Source organism: Microbispora sp. H10949, from assembly GCF_014161435.1.
In the GTDB taxonomy this organism is placed as follows: Bacteria; Actinomycetota; Actinomycetes; order Streptosporangiales; family Streptosporangiaceae; genus Microbispora; species Microbispora triticiradicis.
On the sequence record NZ_JABBWZ010000008.1, the window covers coordinates 60,000 to 80,775 of the forward strand.

Annotated in this window: 11 protein-coding genes; 4 read left to right on the plus strand and 7 right to left on the minus strand. The window is 67.6% G+C overall.

What is annotated here, in order from left to right:
- A partial coding sequence (locus HHX40_RS21710) for a tetratricopeptide repeat protein (RefSeq protein ID WP_220499429.1) occupies positions 1-458 on the plus strand: 458 nt, incomplete at its 5' end.
- 311 nt (positions 459-769) lie between these two features.
- Positions 770-997 carry a hypothetical protein gene (locus HHX40_RS21715; RefSeq protein ID WP_182882086.1) on the plus strand — a complete coding sequence of 76 codons (228 nt, stop codon included), beginning with the start codon at positions 770-772 and terminating at the stop codon, positions 995-997.
- A 134-nt stretch (positions 998-1,131) separates the two neighbouring features.
- On the opposite strand, the gene HHX40_RS21720 is transcribed toward HHX40_RS21715, so the two are convergent.
- The 3 genes from HHX40_RS21720 to HHX40_RS21730 all read right to left on the minus strand — a co-directional run bounded on the left by HHX40_RS21720 (position 1,132) and on the right by HHX40_RS21730 (position 9,028).
- The gene (locus HHX40_RS21720; RefSeq protein WP_182882087.1) at positions 1,132-2,691 is read right to left on the minus strand and encodes a hypothetical protein; all 1,560 of its coding nucleotides are present in this window, start codon (positions 2,689-2,691) and stop codon (positions 1,132-1,134) included.
- Positions 2,692-4,004: 1,313 nt separating this feature from the next.
- Positions 4,005-4,634 carry a hypothetical protein gene (locus HHX40_RS21725; protein ID WP_208868801.1) on the minus strand — a complete coding sequence of 210 codons (630 nt, stop codon included), beginning with the start codon at positions 4,632-4,634 and terminating at the stop codon, positions 4,005-4,007.
- Positions 4,635-4,807: 173 nt separating this feature from the next.
- A complete protein-coding gene (locus HHX40_RS21730) occupies positions 4,808-9,028 on the minus strand; it encodes an OmpL47-type beta-barrel domain-containing protein (protein ID WP_182882088.1) in 4,221 nt (1,406 codons plus the stop codon).
- 312 nt (positions 9,029-9,340) lie between these two features.
- Here HHX40_RS21730 and HHX40_RS21735 point away from each other — a divergent pair, with 312 nt between their 5' ends.
- A complete protein-coding gene (locus HHX40_RS21735; protein WP_182882089.1) occupies positions 9,341-9,745 on the plus strand; it encodes a hypothetical protein in 405 nt (134 codons plus the stop codon).
- A 70-nt stretch (positions 9,746-9,815) separates the two neighbouring features.
- Positions 9,816-11,957 (plus strand): MMPL family transporter, encoded by a 2,142-nt coding sequence (locus HHX40_RS21740; protein ID WP_182882090.1) that lies wholly within the window; start codon positions 9,816-9,818, stop codon positions 11,955-11,957.
- A 419-nt stretch (positions 11,958-12,376) separates the two neighbouring features.
- On the opposite strand, the gene HHX40_RS21745 is transcribed toward HHX40_RS21740, so the two are convergent.
- From HHX40_RS21745 to HHX40_RS21760, 4 genes are all read right to left on the minus strand, one after another.
- Positions 12,377-14,413, minus strand: coding sequence for a ThuA domain-containing protein (locus HHX40_RS21745; RefSeq protein ID WP_182882091.1), 2,037 nt, complete (start codon positions 14,411-14,413; stop codon positions 12,377-12,379).
- Between the two features lie 92 nt (positions 14,414-14,505).
- A complete protein-coding gene (locus tag HHX40_RS21750; protein ID WP_182882092.1) occupies positions 14,506-18,432 on the minus strand; it encodes a ThuA domain-containing protein in 3,927 nt (1,308 codons plus the stop codon).
- Between the two features lie 219 nt (positions 18,433-18,651).
- Positions 18,652-19,038 (minus strand): ROK family protein, encoded by a 387-nt coding sequence (locus HHX40_RS21755; RefSeq protein ID WP_182882093.1) that lies wholly within the window; start codon positions 19,036-19,038, stop codon positions 18,652-18,654.
- A 19-nt stretch (positions 19,039-19,057) separates the two neighbouring features.
- Positions 19,058-19,627 carry a DJ-1/PfpI family protein gene (locus HHX40_RS21760; RefSeq protein WP_138460690.1) on the minus strand — a complete coding sequence of 190 codons (570 nt, stop codon included), beginning with the start codon at positions 19,625-19,627 and terminating at the stop codon, positions 19,058-19,060.
- Positions 19,628-20,776 lie beyond the last annotated feature (1,149 nt).

Sequence of the window (20,776 nt, forward strand, 5' to 3'; positions counted from 1 at the left end):
CCCGCGCTGTGTATGAGGAGGTCGGGAGCCGGCTCGGCCAGGCCAACGCGTTGAGGGGCTTGGGGGAGGTCGCGCGGATGCGGGGCGAGTATGAGCAGGCCGCCAGCGCCTACGCTCAGGCCCGCGCTGTGTATGAGGAGGTCGGGAGCCGGCTCGGCCAGGCCAACGCGTTGAGGGGCTTGGGGGAGGTCGCGCGGATGCGGGGCGAGTATGAGCAGGCCGCCAGCGCCTACGCTCAGGCCCGCGCTCTGCATGAGGAGATCGGGAACCGGATCGGCCAGGCCAACGTCTTTCTCGCATTGGCTCGGTTGGCAGAAACTCAGGAGCGATGCGCCAACGCGTGCGAATCCTATGCTGCAGCGCAAAAGCTTTATCAAGCAATCGGTCTGGGACGCTGGGCGCAGCATTGCCAGCATGCGCGCAACCGACTTGCATGCAGTGAAGGACCGGGAGATTAGGTCAAGGGGTCGCGGGTTCAAAACCCGCCGGCCCGACACTGTTGTAGCAGGTCAGAGGGCTGATCATAGTGATCAGGCTCTTTTGATGTCTGACGGTCGTTTGACCGTGAAGCCGAACGTGCCGACCAGTGCCCGTCGATACCGGAGCTGACCAGAGGATCCACGGTCGACGAAGGTGCGCGTGGCCGCCGTGTTCAAATGGACTTTTTCTTGATTCCAGGAAGCTGTCCGTTTTGGCGGGATCCGACGCCACGAATCTACGTTGTAAAGGTCGCCGCGCGTCCACTGCACCCTGACCCCGAGGGCGCGGAATGATCGAGGTGCAGGCGTACGACGCCACTGACCTCGGTGGGCGGCCTGCAGCGGCGCTTGGAGTGGCCGGTGAACTGGATGAAGCCGTGGGTCAGGTCGGGGTGATGGATGTAGATCAGGTCGTTCCCGGCGACGGCGAACTTGCGGGCATACGCATGGACGACGTCGCGCAGTGGGTCCCAGCCCTGCCGGAGTCGGCGTCGAATGGCAGCGCCGTCTCCGGATAGAGCGGAAGCCGGAGGGCCAGGCGCTCTTCGGCAATTCCTCAGAGGGCCCTGTCCAGCGCGTCTACTGTGCCGGGGAAAAGCGTGCGCGGGTGCCCGGTCCGGGCACCCGCGCACTGATCACTCGCCGCCCGCGATCACTGGTCGACGAAGAGGCCCTGGCCGAAGCCCGAACCCGTGCTCTCGTTGTTGGGCTGGACGGTTACGTTGTCGCCGCGCTTCGGCACCCCGGCCACGGTGGGCTCGTCGTCGACCGTGTACTGGTCGCTGACGGTGCCGCGGTCGAGGAAGACCCCGAGGCCCTGGTTGTTGCCGAAGCCGAGGCTTCCCGCGCGGGTGCTCGGCACCTGGAACGGGCCGACGAACTCCAGGACGAACGCGCCGTGGTAGCTGTCGCCTCCGGTGTCGTCGAGGAAGATGCCGGTCGCACCGGCCACGTTGCCCGCGCCCTGGGTGAAGCGGGGAACGCGGTCGCACAGGCCCTCGCCCTCGTCGTCGCGCACGCCGCCCGCGCCCTCGGTCTGGTTGGGGGCGTTCGGGTCGATCGGGGCGGGCATGTAGAAGCCGTAACTGTCGTCGCCCGCCTCGTCGCGAAGCACGCCTACGCCTCCGACCAGGGCGAAGCCCTCACTGTTGCGTACGGCACTATAGGCGTCGTCGCCCGCGCCGTCGGACAGGATGCCGACACCGAAGATGTGGCCGGCGCCCAGCGCACCGGTCTTTCCGGTGTAGGTGTCGTCGCCCTCCACGTCGCGCAGGATGCCCACGCCGAGGAAGCCGGCCCCGCCCGTCATCATCCGGCGGACCACAGGGTCGTTGGTGCACCCGGTGTCGTGGTCGGGGCTCTGCTTGACGCCGTAGACGTCGTTGCCCTGCAGGTCGAGGACGACCGCCGCGGTGGGAACACAGTCGAGGGCCGTGAGACCGGGAATGGCGCGCTGGCAGCCCTTGGCAGGCCCGGTGCCGCGCAATCCGGGTACGGCGGAGCCGGCCGGCGAGAAGTTCACGTCGACGAGGTTGCCGCCGGCGTTGTTGGCGTAGGTGTCGTTGCCGCCGACGTCGAGCGTGAGCAGGTAGTCGTTGTCGTAGCGGTTGTCGTGGCAGGCGCCGTCGACCCGCAGCACGGGCCAGATGTCGAGGTCCACCTGGCCGAGCGCCTGACAGCCGGGAGCGGCGGTGTTCGACTCCTCCGCCGCGGCCAGCTCCAGCTCGTTGGTCGACTGCCAGGCCGACTCGCCGCAGAGCCGGATCCCGGTGTAGGCCGCCGGATTGAGGGAGCCGTCGGTCGTGAGCACCGCGGGCAGCAGGCCCGGCGGGATCGCCGCGAAGGCGGGCTTGGTCAGCCGGTGGCAGGCCAGCAGATCGGTCAGCACGTTGGCCAGCCGTCCCGCAACCTCCGGCGACAGGTCCGCGTCGAGGATCTGGGTGGGGTTCTGCGCGAGTCCCAGCTCGGCGGACAGGGCCGAGGTGGCCTGGAGCAGAGCCTGCTTAGGCTGTGCGGGGAGCGCCCGGGTCCGCGTGGTCGTCCGCTCGTACAGCTTCTCGTAAGGCCGGATCTTCGCACCGATCTGCGTGTTCGCGGCCGTCACGGCCGCGTTGACGGTGCCGGTGGCCGAGGCTGGGGAGGGGCCGGCAAGCACGATGACGGCCGCCCCGGCGCAGCCGAGGATTCGGAGTCCGCGTCTCACAAGACGCATGAACGTCACCACCTTGTTAGGTAGGGGGGTGGAGGCGCCGTTCTTCATAACCACGTAATTGAGTGCCAAACAGGCTCATAGAATCTGTTTATTTCAGTTCGATATCGTCTCCGCCGAAATGCGATTGAATGCGACTCCTGTCCATCGGTAAGTCATCGGGTCGGAATGGTCGTTCCTCCAAACCCGTTCTGACCTGGGGTGCTCCTCGCCGCCAAGATGGCCGGCGCATGCCGGGCCGGGTGCGGCCCCTGCCAGGACGCACTCTTCCCCGAACCGCTGGCCGACCGCGCGAGCCGGCGCCGGAACAGGTGGCGAACCGGCGGCAACGGCCGACCTCGTGGAGGTGACCAAAGCGGATCTGGACGCTTCGCGGCAGGTCCCCTCCTGCCTAGGAGGCGCGGCTACCACCATCGCTTCCTGTGACCCGGCTCGTCGGCCCTCGCCCCAGAGGGGGCAAGGGCGGCGAGGATCGCTGATTTGGTGGAGTGCGCCGGCGGGCCCTGGAGGGCAGGGAGTTGCAAGGGCTCACCTCAGCCGGCACCTGGCGTCGGTCAAGTTGCTCGGCATCGACCTGAATATCTGACTGTTGTAACAATCGGCGCTGGCTGTTGTATTGGGCGTGTTCTGGGGGGAGCCGACCCAGCGGGCGAGAGGATGGTGTCAATGCCTGTCGGCCCCTGCCCTGCAGGATGTCGCGCGTCACAACCGTCCATTCCAGGACAGCGCTCAATGGCGGACGGTCCGGGCCATAGGTGACGCGCTGCAAAACATGAGCCGCGCCATTCAGACGACCATGCAGAGAAGCCAGGGCAACCTTCAGGACTTCCTGCAAGACGCCCGCGTTCAAGGTTTCTTCCGGACTGTCGGTCTTCAGGCGTCTCGCGTCATCGCTCAGGAGGCCGCCTCGCTTCATGCCAAGCTCACCGCGTCAGCGGGCAACGCCAGTGCCCGGCATGCGCTCGCGGAGCCCGCCCGGTCCGCGCAGGCAACGGCCAACCAGGCCACCGCACAGTTCGGCGAACTGTCATCCGCCCAGCAGCGGCGTCGGCAACGGCCTGTCTGGCGAGGTCGGCCTCGAACACGTAGCGACCCCGGAGCCGTCGGGGCGTTCCTGTAGGCCCCACATCGCGTCCTGAGCGGCTCGTTCTGCCGCCACCTCGCTTGAGCGCTCGGTTCGTCTTCCTCGGCCCCTGAAAGCCAGAATTTCGGCCCGCAGACCCGTCCACGGAAACGGGGTGAGGTGGGCCACCCTTTCGGCGAAGGGTGACCCGTTTCCTTTCTGGTCGTTTCCTTTCTGGCGTCCCGCGTCCGGCTTAGGACTGGTTGAACAGCGAGAGCGTCAGGGTCGAGTGGTACTCCCCGGCGGCGACGTCGACCCCGGTCCGCAGGGCCAGGTCGGCGTTGACCTTCGAGGTGCCGATCTCGTCGGTGGAGTTGGCGGTCGAGACGAGCAGCTCCTGGCCCGCCAGACCCACGGCGGGCGCGCCGGTGCCGTCGGAGACGACGCTGGAGACCGGCTCACCGGCCGACACCGCGCCGGTGGAGGAGCCGGTCAGCAGGCGCGGCTTCCAGCCCAGGTACTCCGGGCCGATGACCTTGGCCGGGTCACCGGCCGCGGTGAATGCACTCGCCTGGCCCACGACCGCCCAGTACTCCCCGGCGGGAATCTCCTCGGGGGTGCGGGTGTCGGTCACCGTGACCGTCGGCAGGGTGCCGGTGAACTGGCGGGCGGCGGCGTCGGAGCCGTTCTCCTGCAGGGAGACCCCGTCGTTGTCCGCCACGGTCATCGACAGCTGACCGGGAGTGGTGGTGGGCTCGATGTTCACCGAGACGTCGATGCCGTCACCGGGGGCGTCGTCCGCCATCGCGGGACCGGCCACACCCGCAAGCGCAAGACCGAGCACCGACGCGGCCAGTATCTGGGCAGTTCTCGTGGTCTTCACGTGATCGCTCCATTTTATGGGGGGCATGGGGGCGGAGCCGGCCGGCCGATCGTCCAGACGGTCGACCGGCCGGCCCCATTTCAGTACGGTTCGTTCAGTAGAGCGGTGGCCCCGGCGCGTACACCGCTGGGTGTGTACACCGTGGCCACCGCCGGCCTGGTCCAGCTACAGCTCTAGCCGCAGCTGATCGCGTTGTAGTCGGCGTCGTAGGTCGAGGTGACCTGCTTGCCACCGATCGTCGTGGTCCCCTTGACAGTCACCTTGGCCGCGCCGATCTGCCCGGCCCGCGCGTTGAAGGACTGATAGGCCTGCTTGCCCGGGGCCACGTCGGCCACGGTCTTGGAACCGTACGGGGTCGTCAACATCACGTCCGCCGGCACATCGCCGTCGTTGACGGCCGTCACCGCCACGTACGCCGACGTACCCACGCAGCGGGACGAAGCGGTCACGGTCAGCGGAACCCGCGGAGAGGAAATGGCCACCGTGAGGGTCTTGACGTCCTCGACGTTGCCCGCCTTGTCCGTCGAGCGGTAGGCCAGCGTGTGCGAGCCGTCGCCGGAGACGACGACCGGCCCGGTGTACAGCTTCCAGTCACCGCCGTCCAGCTTGTACTCTGTCCGGTCGACCCCGCTGCCCTTGTCCTCATCGACGGCGGTCAGCGTGACCGTGACCGGACCGGTGAACGAGCCGCCCTCCGGCTGCGCCGGGTCGGTCGTCGCGGTCGTCACCGGCGGCGTCTTGTCGGCCGCGGCGACCGGGCTGAAGCTGAACCGCTGGTTGTCGGCGTTGTTGCAGGTCCACTGGATCACTGCGGCGCCGTCGGCCTTGGAGTTGCCGTTGATGTCGAGGCACAGGCCACTCACCGCCGGATTGACCTGGTAGGCGTCTCCGGACGGGATGAGGTAGAACCGCTGGTTGATCTGGTCCTTATGTCCGTCGGGATGGCAGGAGTACTGGACGAGCTGGGTGCCCGTCGCGGTCGAGCCGCTCGGCACGTCAAGGCACTTGCCGCTCTTGACGTTCTTGAGCTGGTAGGCGCCCGCGGTGAAGGGAACGGCCTCCCACTGCTGCTCGCTGCCCTGCGTCGCGCCCATCTGAACGATCTTTGCATCGTCGGCGGTCGAGGCGTTCTGCGGCGTGACGTACTTGCCGCTGCTCTTGGGGGAGATGGTGTAGACGCCCTTGGCCCCTCCTCCGACCGTGACTGTCGCGACCATGCCTGCCCACTTCTTGCCGTCGTAGCCGGAGTGGAGCCTGCAGATGACGGTCCAGGTCCCCTCCCGATCGAAGGTGTACGAGACCGGCGGACCTCCCGGCGAGACGGCGCCCTTGGTGACCTCGAAGATGTCGCCGCCGTTCGGGTCCGGATTGCCGCCGGGCGGCACGAGCCAGACATCATGCGGCATCCCCGCGTCGGGCGCGTTGAAGTGCCAGGTGACGATGCCACCGCGGGCGATCTCACAGTTGTCGGGATTCCACCCCGTGCCCGTGGCGTAGATGTCGCACGCCGTGGGGAGCGTCCGGCCGCCGTCGAGCACCGTGAAGACGGCGCTCTGCGTCGCGGAGGTGTTCCCGGAGTAGTCGGTGGCCCGGTAGTCGACCGTGTACTTCCCCGGGTTCTTGAGCAGTACCGGCGCGTCGTAGGCGGTCCACGCTCCGCCGTTGACGCGGTACTCGACCTTTTCCACGCCGGCACAGCCGACATCGGTGGCGTTGAGTTTGAGCGTGGCCGAGTCGATGTAGGCGTTCTGCTGGCTGGGGTGGGCCCGGCCCTCGATCTGGTGCGAGACCGTCGGCGCCTGGGTGTCCTCCGTGCACTTGCTGGAGGGCTTGAACTCGATCTTGACCAACTCCATCTTCGCTGTGGAGTTGAGCTGAGCGCGGCAGCAGCCGAAGGTCCAGCGCCCCATGTAGAGGGCGCCGTCGGGCCCGAACTTGGTCGGGATCACGAAGCTGCTGTTCGGCGTGCCGAAGTGGTTGACCGGCAGCCAGTCGTTGACCCGGAGCAACTGGTTGTTGTCCTGCCGCAGGCGCGCCTCCTTCCAGAACCCGTTGTCGGCGCCACGGTTGGTGATCAGCCACGAGCCGTCGTAGTAGGCCGGGAAGGCGCCGGGGCCGAAGCTGTCCTTGTATCGATAGACCGGACCGGTGACCGGCTGCATGCCCCCGGCGCCCAGGTCGCCGAAGTCCATCGGATTCTCACCGCCGGGGTTGCCGGGGTACTTGCGCCAGATCGTCGCTTTCTTCGCGGGGCCTGGGATTTCATCGAGGCCTTGGAATGTGGGCTGCGAACTTGTACCGCCCGGCGGGGCCCAGTTGAGGTCGGCCGGGATCTTGTCGAGCGAGCAGTCGTACTGCTGACCGGTCGAGGAGTTGGTCGCGTAGTCCCAGCGCCACGTCGTGTTGGTCTTCGAGTTGTCGCCGACGCAGAACGGCCAGCCCTGGAAGCCGGGCTCGTCGACCAGATCCCACTCGCAGGTGCCGGCCGGGCTGCGGTCGGCCTGGTCCACCGAGTTGTCGTGGCAGTACTCGCCGACGACGACCGTACCCGGGTGGGCGGGGTCGGTGTGCACCGTGAACGGCTGCCGGAAGCCCATGGCATAGATCTCCGGCCGGGTCTTCGGGGTCCCCGGCGGGAACATGTTGCCCTTCGGAACCGTGTAGGTCTTGTCCAGGCCGGGGTCGGCGGCCTGCCCTGCCGGGATGTCCTTGATCGGCTTGATGCGCAGGACCTTTCCGCGCAGGTCGGCGGTATTGGCCGCCGTCTTGCGTGAATCCCAGCGCTCGGAGGCGCGATGGTCCATCGGCACGTAGCGGTTGTGGCCGGACGCGTTCGGGGACACGTCGTCGCCGACTCCGAGGTAGAGGTTGCCTTCGGAGTCGAACACCAGGCTCGCGCCGCCGACATGGCCGGGGCCGTTGTCGGTGGGGCCACCGGGGAAGCCTGAGGGGTTACCCGAGATCTTCGCCTTGGGCACGCGCAGGATCTCCCGCTCATCGTATGGATGTGCCGGGTCACCGCCTGCTTTCGCGGGCTCGAACGCGGTGCCGGTCTCGTTCAGCGTGAAGCGGCTGATCAGGTTGTAGCCGACCGTTATCTGGTTGCCCGTGGTCGGCCAGTCGGGGTTGCGCGGGGAATAGTAGACGTAGATGTCGCGCTTGTTCGGGTTCGACAGGTCGAAGCCCGGCTCCAGGCTCATCCCTAGTACGCCGTCCTCGGAGTTGCCGTGGTCGGCGCGGGTCGGGATAGTCGCGACCGTGGTCGAGTTGTTCGGCGGGCCGTTCGGATCGTGCATCTTCACGTAGCCCTGCGACTGGTAGCCCGTTGTGGGGCCGATCTCGGTCCAGTAGAGCTTGCCGTCCGGCGCCACGTCGAGAGCCATCGGGCCGTTCGCATTGTCGACCAGGGTCGTGCGGGTGAAGTTCGACCACACGGTGCCCGAGCAGTCGGTCTTGTTTCCCTCGCCGGCGACCCAGCGCACCCCTCCCACGATCTGCTTGACCAGCGGGTTGTCGCCGCCGTTCTCGCTGTAACGCACGCCGAAATGACCCTGCGAGGTCACCCAGGTCCGGCCGTCGTCGTAGGGCCGCGGGGTGGCGGTGCCGTCCTTGACCCTCTCGCCGTCGTAGAGCTTGCACCACGTCGTGGGGTGGTCCTGGCCCATTTTCTGGCTGCCGGTGTTGTAGGTGCGCTCGTCGAAGGTCTCGAGCACGTGGTGGGTCCCCCGGACGCTGCGGACAAAGTTGTAGTGCTCGTCGGCGAGCTGGTAGGTGTCGGGCAGGTCTTTGGTGGAGAGGTGGTTGTGGTCGGCGACCTGGACGGTTGCGGCGTTGCCGGTCGCCGACCCGTTCGAGTGGGCGGTCATCGTCGTGCCGATGACGCTGTCCGGCCCGCCGTCCCACCAGTCCCACACGGACACGCCGGCGCCGGCGTCGGTCATGTTGTGCACAGCCGCGATCCCGCCGCGGTTCTGGGTGAAGCGGATCAACGCGTCGCGCTGTGCCTGGTCGAAGAGCGGTCCGGGGCGACCGCCGCCGGCCCACGACCACGATGCGTTCAGGAACAGGACCGCGTTGTATCGGGCCAGGTTATCGTCGGTGAAGATCCGAGGGTTCTTGTCCGGGTGGTTGCAGTTGTTCGTGCCGCCACCGTTGTTGTCGCAGTCCTCCCAGTCGACCTCGTAGCCCGCGGCCTGGAGAGCGGCCTGGACCACTGGGCGACCGTTGTCGATCGCCTCGGCGTGCCGATACCCGGTCGTGCCGGTGTAGATGAGGACCCTCTTGCTGCCCTCCGCCCGGGCAGAGGCCGCAAGGAGGGCTCTACTCGCTTGCCCGGTGCTCGTCGCCGGGGCAGCAGCCGTCAGGGGGGTGCTCTCCGCTTGGGCGGCGGTCACAGGGGCGAGCATCTGAGCCCCCAGAGCGACCGCGGTCAGTGCGACTAAAGAACGCCTCACACTCCGCGCGGGCGGCGCGGCGTTCCGCATACCACTCACTTCCTCTCCCAATGCGGCGGCGACCAGCCCCGCGGCCGGAGCGATGTGGTTCGACCGCCTGAAGGTCAAGACGTAGCGTCTGCGCCTTTTGTCTAGATGTCAAGGACTTTCGTCAGCGAATCACCAAAGCTAGTACTAGCAATTCCGCCCTTTTGTTTACCAAAGATGTTAGTTGTCTTGATCGAGGTAGTTTCGTCCGCTAGCGTCCCCGCTATGAGCGGGCAGAGGGTTCACCGGCGGCTTCTCGGCGTCGCTGCGGCCACGGTTGCGATCGCCGTCGGAGCAATGGCTCTGACCGGATGTAACGACGAGTCCGGGGAGGCGAAGACGCGGGGGCGCGACCTGACCGCCCTTCAATGCCCGATGGTGGAGACGGGACAGAATGGTGGCGTCAGCCAGTACAGGCCCGCGGAGAACGCCTTCGATACGGCGGAGCTGCTCGGGTTGGAGCTCGCTGAGGCGCGCGAGAAGGCGGCCCGTCACAACTGCGAAATCATCGTTTCGCGCGAGGACGACAAGAGCCGGCCCGTGCCGATAGAGATCGACCCGACGAGGATCTACGTCTACGTCGCGGATGGCGTCGTCAGCTATATAGAGGGGGTCGGCGGTGGGCTCTGAGGTCGGCGACCCGATGCGACCTCCCACCAGGGCTTCCGTAATCTCCGCCGGTCGGCGGTCACGGTGGGTCGTGATCGCGGTGTGGCTTGCGCTCGCGATGCTCGCGGTACCGCTACAAGCCAGGCTCGGCGAGCGGGCCGCCGACGAGAGCGAGACCTTCCTCGTCCGGGGATCGGAGTCGGCGACGGTCAAGCAGATCATCGACGAGCGGTTCCGGCGCGGCAGCGAGACAGCGGCGGTGATCGCCTACTTCCGCGAGAGTGGGATCACCGCGGACGACGGACGGCGCGCCGACGCCGACGCCCTCGCGCTGTGCCGGTCCGGCGCGATCCCGAACCTGACGATGATCGCCACCCCGTACCAACGCGCGTGCGGCAAAACCGATCCGCTCGACATGAGCCCGGGCGCTTCGCTGCTCACCTCACCCGATGACACCGTCATCTTGAGCACGGTCCTGATGACCGACGACTCGACGCCCGACATTGAGCAGGCGGTCGCGGCAATCCGCGAGACAGTCCCGTCGGCCGCCGGCGACGAGAGCGGATTGAGGGCCTTCGTGACCGGCCGTGCCGGCTTCGAGGCCGATCGAAAAGCTGCGCTTGAAGGGATCAACGGGACCCTCTTGGCAGTCACGATCGCCGTGCTGCTGCTCCTGCTGCTCCTGACCTACCGCTCGCCGCTGGTTGCGCTGGTGCCGCTGGCCGTCGTCGTCCTCGCCTATCTCGTCACCGCCGGCCTCGCCTACGGCCTCGTCGCCGTTGGCCTCACCGAGGTCAGCGGCCAGACGACCGCGATCCTGATCGTGCTGATGTTCGGTGCGGGCACCGACTACTGTCTGCTGATCGTGGCGCGGTTTCGCGACGAGCTGCGCCGGGCGCGGGACGTCGAGGAGGCGATGGTCGCCGCCGCCCAGCGCACCGCCCCGGCGATTTTCTCCGCTGGAGCAATCGTCGTCGGCGCGATGCTGGTCCTCGCCCTTGCCGACTTCAACGCCATGCGCGAGATGGGCCCGATCCTCGCCCTCGGTGTCGCGATCATGGTCTGTGCCGGCCTGACCCTTCTGCCCGCGGTGCTCACCACCCTCGGACGACGGGCGTTCTGGCCCGCTGTTCCCCGCCTCGAGCCCGAGTCCGCACCTGCGGTCACGTTTTGGGGGCGCGTCGCGGGTCTCGTTCACGCACGCCCGGGAGTGATCGCCGCGGCGGTCACCGCTCTCCTCGCCGCGGGCGCGCTGGCCGGCATCGGCGGGCGTCCGGCGCTCGACTTCTCCGAGTCCTTCCGTGAGGCGCCGGACTCGGTCCGCGGCCAGCAGGTGATCCGCGACCACTTCATCCCCGGCCGGGCGGCGCCGCTTCGCATCGTCGTAGCCCACGAGGTGGGTGGGAAGGTCCAGAGCGCTCTCACCGAAGGCGCGCACACACCCGTCGCCGATATGCACGCGGTGGCCAGGTCGGTCGGGGCGGACGGCGACTCCCTGGGTGCGGAGGCTCAAGGCCGGCGAAGGTCCGCGACGGACTTGCTCATCTTCGACGCGGACCTGCGGATGGATCCGTTCTCGGAGCAGGCCACCGACGCCGTCCCGGTGCTGCGCGAGGTCGCTGGGCGCGCGGCCGACGGCCACATCGTCCTGATCGGCGGGACCGTGGCCGAGAACTACGATGCCCGCCAGGCACTCGAACGTGACACCAGGCTGATAGTCCCGGTCGGCCTTGCCCTGATCTTCGTCGTCCTCGCCGTGCTCCTGCGCGCGGTGGTGATGCCGCTCTACGTGATCGCGACCGTGGTCCTCTCCTTCGGCTTCGCCCTCGGTGTCGGTTCCCTCATCTTCACCCACATCCTCGGCCAGCCGGCCTCAGACCCGAATCTGCCGATGTACGCGTTCATCTTCCTCGTCGCCCTGGGCGTCGACTACAACGTGTTTCTCCTCAGCGGGATCAGTGAGCGGCGTCGACAGCACGAGACCCGCCGCGCGGTGACGGAGGCCCTTGAGCGGACGGGCGGTGTGATCACCTCCGCCGGCCTCGTGCTCGCCGCCACCTTCGCGACTTTGATGGTGCTTCCGATGGAGGCGCTGTTTCAGATCGGCTTTGTGGTCACCCTGGGCCTGCTCGCCGACACCTTCCTCGTCCGGGCCCTGCTCGTCCCCGCTCTCGCGGTGATGCTGGGCGAGCGAAACTGGTGGCCGTCCAGGCAGACCGCTGCCCCGGGCTGACGTCGCCGGTGCTGTGACCTCTTGCTCATGCATGCTGTGTTCCAGCGCGGTGGCCCGCTTCCTGCCCGAGCACACCACCGCCGTCAGCCTGGTCGACCGGCTGCTCCACCACAGCATCCCATTTATACGAGAGCATCGTCTCCCTGGCCGTGGGCAGCCAGGCTGGGGAGAGCCGAGGGCGACGAGGCCTTTTTGAGTGACCACACACCCGGCAGGTCGAGAAGCTTGATCATAGAGACAGCGATCTCTCGGCTCTCAGGTCGTGGAGCAGCGTATGTCTCGTCAGTCCTGTGACTGAGGTTGTCAGATCCGACGTCCGCCTTGGACGCCTGCGCGGCGGGGCGCCGTCAGCGAGATGGACGGTCCACAGCGTCAGCGCGGCGGGAGCGGCGATCTACCGCCCCCGCCGCGTGAACGGGTCAGCGGTTGAGGTTCTGCATCCACTCCCGCAGCGCGCGCGCCTGCCGCGCGAGCTCGGAACGCGCCGCAGCGTCGCCGGAGGCCTTGTCGTTAGCCAGGTCGACGATCGAGTTCAGCGCCGGGATGGCGGTGGTGTAGTTGGTTGCCAGGTAGCTGTCCCGCGCGATGTCCAGGGCGGCATCGGCGGCGTCGGCGGCGGCCGCGGTCAGCAGCCCGGCCGCTCGGTCGGCCTCGATCAGCAGGCTGGTCTCGCGGTAGGACGAGCAGTTGGCGCCCGTGCGGTCGGCGGTCGTCTCGATCCCGCCGAGGATGATCCGCATGAACGAGTCGTCGTAGTACTGCGTCCGGAAGTGGCCGAGGATGTTCGAGAACGCCTTGCCACCGCCCCAGTTCTGGCACCACGCGATCGGGTGGTCGCCGTTCATCAGCCGCAGCGGGTTGGTGGCCGCGTTGCCGCTGTTGAGGCTGCGCTGGTAGCTGTCCTCGTTGAGGCTCAGCAGCGTGTGCACGTCGGCCCGCATGTTGCGGTCGAAGTTGTAGAGCTCGTCGACCGTCATCCACCGGTCAGGGAGATGCGCGGTCGCCGGGTGCGTGTTGTCCTCGGTCACCACCTCGGTGTGGATGCAGCTGCCGCACTGGCCGAACCCGTTCTGGCCGTTCGGATGGTTGGTGAAGAACCCGCCCACAAGGTCGCCGTACCACGGCCAGGTGCCGATCTCGAACGAGTCGGCGGCGCCGTGGATGCCGACATAGCCGCCGCCCTGGTGCATGTAGGCCTCGAAGTTCGGCTGCTCGGTGATCGGATTGAGCGGGCCCGGGTGCCCGACGTTGGACTCGAAGACGATCGTGTCGTACTGCTTGAGCGTGTCGAGGCTCAGGAACGGGCTCGTGGGCAGCGTGACGGTCGGGAGTTGCGGGTCGTAGACGTCGACGTTGAAGTTGTGCGCGATGCCGAGCTTCTGGATCGCGGCCACGGTGTGCGGGATGTGGTCGTGCCGGAAGCCCGTCGTCTTGGAGAAGACCAGGACGTTGTAGTCGGCGTCCGGGTTGTGCGGGAGCGGGGCGAGCACCGGGTCCGGGATGAACTTCGGGCCCTCCGCGGGCTCAGACTCGAGGCCCGTCGCGGGCTCCGGCGCGAGCCGGCCGTTGAGCTGGTCGATCAGGTAACGCGCATCGCCCACGAGTGTGCTGCGGGCCGAGCCGGGCGCGATCTGGTCGCCGGCGATCGAGACGAACTCGTGCAGGACCTGGCTCGCGCGCTTGGCCGAACCGGCGTCGGCGAGCGCCTTCGCCTGGTCGAGCTTGGCTTGGAGCGCCGTGCCGACCTCCGCCGGGACGCTGCCGGCGGTCACGAACCGGGCGATCAGCGTGCCGACGTCCGCGAACGATGTCGTCACGATGAACGTCTGTGTGTACTTCGCGCTGTTGGAAGCAGCGTCAGAGAGATGCACCGCGAGCGTGTGCACGCCGAGCGACAGGTCGGAGGTCTGCACCGGCAACGGGGGGACCAGCTTGCCGTCGAGGTACATGTTCAGCACAGCCACTCCGCCCGAGCCGGGGGCGGGGTCCGTGCGCGTCGGGATAAGTGTGGCGACGTGACCGACGTGACCGTCGGTGATCGCCGGGTACGATGCAGCCGGCGCGCGCGTGTCGATCCGGACCGAGATCGAGCGGAACGCCGCGACGTTTCCGGCCGTGTCGACCGCGCGGTACCGGACGCTGGTGTTGCCCTCCTGCGTGATCACCGCCGACGCAGTGGCCGACGCCGGCGCCCCCTCGACGGGCACGTCGATGTAGGCGGCGCCGCCATTGAGCGAGTACTGGAACTTGGCGATGCCGACGTCGTCGGTCGCCGACACGTTCAGCGTCACCGGGCCGCGGTACCAGTTGTTCTGGCCGGTCGGCGCGGAGGGCGACAGCGTCGCCACGTTGATCGTCGGCGGTGTCGTCTCCTGTGCCCACGACGGTGCCGCGGGGATGAGTGCGGCCGCCGTCAGGAAGGCGGCCACTGCCGATGTGCGAAATCTTCTTCGCATGAGTGTCTTCTCTCTTGCCGCTACACGGGCGGGTTCGCTAGGTGCGGATGCCCGTGCCGACGAACTCGGGTTCGCCGGCACGGGCGGGTTCGCTAGGTGCCGATGCCCGTGCCCACGAACTCGGCCCAGTTGAGGTTGAACATGTTGCCGCCCGTGGCGCCACCCGTGACCGAGCGGAACACCAGGAACAGCTCATGCGTCCCGGACATCGAGACTGGGAACGTCTGGCTTGTCCAGGTTCCCGTCCCGCCGGTGGACACGAGGTTGGCCGTCGTCAGGATCGGCCCGGTGATCGAGTCCTGACGGACCTCGATTGCCGCCAGCGGCGACCCGGGCGTGCGGCCGGTCGCCGCGTCCGCCACGCGGAAACTGATCGAATCGATGTTGGTCAGGTTGAATGGGCCGTTGAGCTGGAGCCAGTCGCCCGAGCCCAGGCTGCCGCGGTGCACGCCGGCGCCGCCGTCGGTGTTGTTCGCCGTGTTGGTGCCGGACTGGTTGACGACGAACTCCACCTCCTGGTGCTTCTGGCGGATCTGGTGCTGGCCGGTCGTGGTCAGCGGTGGGACGCCGCCCGGACCGCCGTGGTCGGTGTAGCGCGCCTGGATCACGCCGGAGACGTTGCCGCCGTGTGAGACGTCGTCGGCCTCCGTGTGGAGCACGCCCGAGCAGCCGTTGACGGACTCCTCGGCGTGGCCGTGCGCGTCGTGGCCGAGCACGAACGTCACCTGCACCTCGGAGCAATTCACCGTCCCGTCCTCGGGGTCGGTGACCGTGACCGAGAACGGGATGTCGTCGCCGAACGCGAACGTCCCGCCCTCCACCGGCGTATTGACGACCACCGTCGGGCTCGTGTTGCCCACGGTGATCACGGTGCTGGTCGAGGTTTGCTTGCCGGACGAGTCGAGCACGGTCAGCACGGCCGTGTAGCGGCCGGACTGCGTGTAGGTGTGTGTCGGGTTCGGGTCGGTCTCGATCGCCGAGCCGTCGCCGAAGTTCCACTCGTAGCGGATCGAGTCGCCGGGATCCTCATCCAGCGAGCCGGCGCTGGAGAAGTTCACGGTCAGCGGCGTTGAGCCGTCGGTGCGGTCCGTGGTTAGCACGGCCTTCGGCGCGCGCTTGCCCTTGACGTACTCCCACTTGTACATGCCCGCGTCGGGGCTGATGACGTTGAACCCGTTGCCGTAGGTCAGCAGGTAGAACGCGCCGTCAGAACCGAACTGCAAGTCCATCGGGTTGTCGCACTCGAACCGGAACCTGCCTGCCCCGGCGTTAGCACGGCTGCCGCAATCCAGGAAGTTGTTGATCTTCTGGACGTGGTTGTTCTGCTTGTCGAGCTTGACCTCGCGCAGCGTGTCCTGCGTCCACTCGCTGATGATCACCGAGTCGTCGTAGTACGGCGGGAACTTATGAGGGTTCGGGTTCTCCGGGTCGTAGTGGTACTTCGTGACCCCGTGCGGACCGACGCCGCCGGTGTAGAGCTCGGGGAACAGCCGCGGGCATTCTGTCGTCGAGCCGGGCGCGATCGGGCCCGGGGTCGGCGCGTACTGGGCCTCGCACGGGGTGCCGAGCGGCGCGCTCGTGTTGTTGTCGCGGTAGGAGTACCAGATGTCCGGGTCGGTGACCGGCGGGACGTCCCTCAGGCCCGGCTCGACCGTCGGACCGCCCTCAATGTTCCACAGCGAGTCGTTGCGCTGCGTCGGCCCGTCGCAGTCGAACTTCTTAGGCGGGTTGTTCAGCGGCGTGCCCGCGGTGGTGGTGCCGGGCGCGAACTCGTGGAAGTTCCACTCGTAGTGCGCGAGGTCACGCTTGTAGCACGTCGGCCAGCCGTAGTTGGACGGCTTGCGCACGATCTCGTAGCGGCCGGTGCCCGCCGGGCCGTGCGAGCGCTGCGGTGTCTGGGCGTCGGGCGAGTAGTCGCCGATGTAGGCCACGTCGTTCTCGTCGACCTGGATCCGGAACGGGTTGCGGAAACCCATCGCGTAGACCTCTGGCCGCGTCTTTTCCTGCGGTGCGCCCGCGACCAGCGGGAACAGGTTGCCCGACGGGATCGAGTAGGCGCCCGTGCCGGAGCCGAAGTCGACCTTGTTGGCGTCGGCGGCGGAGATGTCGCCGTCCTTGACCTTGATCCGCAGCACCTTGCCGCGCAGGTCGTTGGTGTTCAGCGCGGTGCGGCGCGAGTCACCGGTGAGCCGCTGGTACCAGCCGCCCGCCTGCGCCGTGTTGGTGGCGATCGCCGGCGTGGCGGTGCCGGTCAGGCCGGCGCCGTCGGCGGTGATCTGCGGCTGATCGGACTGCTGCTTGCCGCGGCGGAAGAACACGTTGACGTTCGACGTGTTGACCGGGCCGCCGCTGGTCTGGATCTCATCCGCCTCGATGTTCGAGAGCGCCTCGAGCGCCGCGTCGATCGCATCGCGATCCGCGTTCCACGCGATCGGCTCCGTCGTCTGGCCCTCGAAGGTCAGCGTGAACGTGCCGCCCGTCGCGTTGGTGACGCGCACGGTCTGCTGCTCGTCGGTCTTCTGCGAGTTGTACGGCCCGTAGCCGCCGGCGTTGATGCCGCCCGCGGGCGTGTCATCGCCGGTGACCATCCAGAGGTTGCCGTGCTTGTCGAAGTCGATGTCGCCCCCGACGTGGCAGCACTCCTGGCGGTTGACCGGCACGCGCATGATCTGCTGCTCGGAGCCCATGTCGAGGTGCGCCGGCGCGCTGTCGGTGGCGTCGACGAACTTGAAGCGGCTGAGCTGGAAATAGCCCACGTACGGATCCCACGCGGTCTTGGACGCCGCCACGTTCGGCGGGGTGGTGTTCGGCGTGATCTGGGTGACGACCGATCCGTCGCTCAGCTTGACGTCGGTGACCTCCTTCGCCGAGTAGTAGAGGTAGACCCACTTGTTGGTCGCGAAGTTGGCGTCGACCGCCGGGCCATAGAGCCCGTCCTCGCCCGCGGAGTAGATCTGCTGCGTCATCGGCAGGCTCGGATCGGCGAAGTTGGCGACGACCGTGGTGACGCCCGTGGTCGAGTCGTGCATGCGCAGCGAGCCGAGGCGGTCCGTCTGCAGAACGCGGCCGTCCGGCAGCTGGTCGAAGCCGATCGGCTCCTGCAGGTTCGGCGGCGAGCCGATCTTCGTCTGCTGGTAGTTGGCCAGCACGGTCGCGCCGCAATCGCTGTAGACCGGGTCGGCCTGGCCCGCGGCCCAGCCGATCGCGCCCTTGAGGTGCTTGGTGAGGCCGGCGTCGAAGCTCGCGGCCGTGTTGCCCAGGCCGGTGTAGAACGAGCGGCCGCCCTGGAAGTCCTTGCACCACGAGACCGGGTGATCGGCGCCCATCGTGCCCCCGGCGATCCCGTCGAGGTTGGCGCCCTGCGGCTGCGGCCCGAACGGGTCCTCGACGACGGTGTCGAGGACGTGTGACACACCGCGGACGTTCTTCGTGAAGTTGTACCAGTTGTCGGTCCGCGACCAGAGCTGCGGCAGATCCTTGGTCGCGTCGTGGACGCGGTCGGCGACCTTCACGTCACCCGATTGCACGTCGGTCCTGCCGGACGCACGCGTCCCCAGGAGGTCAGTCAGGAACGACCAGGACTCGTCGGTCTCGACCGCCGAGCCGACGCCGACGAAGCCGCCGCCGTCGCGGAAGTAGCTCTCGAAGTTCGTGCGTTGCGCGTCCGTGAGCGGGCTCGCGTGACCCGTGTCCAAGAACACGACCGCGCGGTACTGCTTCAGCTTCTTCTTCGTGAAATGGTCGCCCACGTCAGCGGGCTCGGGCGCCACGACCGTGAAATCACCGGTTTTGGCCGCATCCCGGATCGCGGCCAGGCCGGCCGACGACACCGCGTCCTGGGTGCTGCGCACCACGAGTACCTTGAAGCCGGCGTCTGGTGGTGCGGCCTTGGCGGCAGACGCGGACGGCTGCAGCAGCGCCGTTGCAGCGCTGAAAGCGGGCTTAGCCGCCGTGGGGGCCTCGGCGCTCACCGGCGTCGCGAGGAGCGTGATGAAAGGGGCGGTGAGGGCTAAGGCCATCGTGGCCGCGGTGCGACGTCTCGGGCGTCGTCCGTTTTCTGGCAGGGCTGCGTCGAGCAGCCTGGCCCACGTTCGATGACGTGGTGACATGGGAAACCCTTTCCTGACCGGGGGGACGTCAGGCAAGGCGCGCGCCGCCGCGCTTGTTGCCGCTTGTTGCGTTGGTTGCGGATACGGGGGGTTGCTGGAGAGGTGCCGCCTCCAGGTCTGTGGGGGCCGTCAGTAGGCTGTCGGCCGGGGTAGTGGCTCCATGATCGTGGTCGGGTCGTCGATGATCCGGTTGACCACCATGCTCGCGGCGCCGCGGGAAGCGGCGCCGAAGCCGAGCGTAGAGGCGACGAATCGGCACTGGGCGGCGGAGGCGGCCACCACGAGCCGCTGCAGCTGATCCTGCGCGTGGGGCAGCAGCCACTCGGCCAGCGAGGCGAAGTAGCCCCCGATGACGATCAGTCGCGGGTTGAACAGGTTGGCCACGATCGAGCCGCCGAGCCCGAGCCATTGGCCGATCTGCGCCGCCGCCTGCATCATGCGCCGGTCGCCAGCGGCCTGTGCGGTCGCCGCCCAGGCTCCGGATCCGTCGACGGTGACGGTCCTAAGTGCCGTCACCGAGACACGTCCGGTGTGCTCATGCCGATGCGGAGTTGACGGACTTCGAGAAGACCTCCATCATCACCCGGCCGAACTGCGGCATGTCGGGCCAGCCGCGGCAGGAGACGAGGTTTCCGTCCACGACGTCGGGAGCGTCGATGACCGTCGCGCCCGCGTTCTCCATGTCACCGGTGATGGGGGGGAAGCACGCCGTCTTCCGGCCCTTCAGCAGCCCGTACACCGCCGGCACCTGCGCGCCGTGGCACACCAGCGCGATCGGGAGGTTGCGGGCGAAGAAGTGCTCGGTGATGCGCCGGACGTCGGCGTCGACCCGGATCCACTCGGGGGCGCGTCCCCCAGGGATGATGAGGGCGTCGTAGCGCTCGACGTCGACCTCGGCCCAGGGCACGTCGACCGGCAGCTTCCGGCCGTTCTTCTCCACGTAGGCGTCGGAGTTCGGGTCGAACTCGTGGATGACCAGCTGAACGTCACGCAGCGTCCGTGACGAGACGTCGACGTCCCAGCCGCCCTCCTGCACCCGATAGTAGGGATACATGGTGTCGAGCTCCTCGGCGGCATCGCCGGTAAGGAGCAGTGCTCTAGGCACCTGCTTCTCCTCGCATCGGGGGCGGGTGAGGTGGATCCGATCCGATCTGATCGGTTGCGTCAGCATTCCTCGGCCCGGCCCGCCCGTCAAGCCCTTACCGCCATTCCGTCCGAGCCCTTGACTTCGTCGAACAACCGCCGGAACCGCTCACCGGACAGCAGGATGCGGCGTGGGGCACACGAACGACCAGGCCCTCGGCCTCCATGCGGTTCAGAGCGTCTCGGATCGGCGTCTGCGAGACCCCAGCTCTCGCGCCAGGACGTCGATCGTGACGCGGGAGCCAGGCTCGATCCGTAGCAACATGAGGACTTCCCAAAACCAATTTGGATGGTGTTTCAGTACAGGCCGTAAACTCGGAAGACCTCCAGTTTGGTCACGGTGCGTAGCACTGCGGGGAAGTCCTCCATTGATCGCCGGAAACCGGTTTCTGCCGTAACGCGAACAAAACCATCACCAACGCCGTATAACAGCGGCAGCACCCGGGGCCGACCCGTCGAAGCCTCCCACTCGACCATCTGCGCCAACTACTCGTACAGCCGGTCAACTTGCCCTTGATCAAGACCGGCCCCGACAACCTCAAAGTCACCGAACGTCACATCAACATATGTAATAGCCGAGTTTCGGGAAGTCCTCCAGCTGTCCGAGCAGTGTGTTGTACGCCTCGTCGGCAAGCCGGCCGCGAGATCTTCCCGGCGGCGTTCCGCCCGTCCTGGCCTCACGGCCCCGCGCGATCGTCGCTTCGTCGTCCATCGTGACGTGAGGTCTCTTCTAGCGTCTTCGCGAACCTCGTTGACATCGCTCGCAACGCTGCTGCATGCCGACGACCACTCGGATCGTATAGGAAAGGTGGCGGACGTTAGCCATCCTGCACCATCGCGGAACCGCCCGCCAGCGCCCTACTTGAACCGCCCCGGCTTCGGTGGAGACCTCAGGGGTTGATTTCCAGCGGGTTCGCTGGGGTGGTGTCGAGCGTAATAGAGGGCTTCGTATTCGTCCGGTGGGATGGTGCCGATGGAGGAGTGCAGGCGGGTGGTGTCGAACCACTCGACCCATTCGGCGCGGTCTTGTACAGGCCGATCTGCGATGACCGCCGGTAATAATGGATGAGGCCGGGTCCGGTGGGGTGTCCGGCGCGGTCGCGCCGCCACA

Excerpts from the sequence above, each read along its gene's own strand:
- HHX40_RS21715 (WP_182882086.1), top strand. The coding sequence starts at position 770 with ATGATCGAGGTGCAGGCGTACGACGCCACTGACCTCGGTGGGCGGCCT.
- HHX40_RS21720 (WP_182882087.1), bottom strand. The coding sequence starts at position 2,691 with ATGCGTCTTGTGAGACGCGGACTCCGAATCCTCGGCTGCGCCGGGGCG.
- HHX40_RS21735 (WP_182882089.1), top strand. The coding sequence starts at position 9,341 with ATGAGCGGGCAGAGGGTTCACCGGCGGCTTCTCGGCGTCGCTGCGGCC.
- HHX40_RS21745 (WP_182882091.1), bottom strand. The coding sequence starts at position 14,413 with ATGCGAAGAAGATTTCGCACATCGGCAGTGGCCGCCTTCCTGACGGCG.
- HHX40_RS21750 (WP_182882092.1), bottom strand. The coding sequence starts at position 18,432 with ATGGCCTTAGCCCTCACCGCCCCTTTCATCACGCTCCTCGCGACGCCG.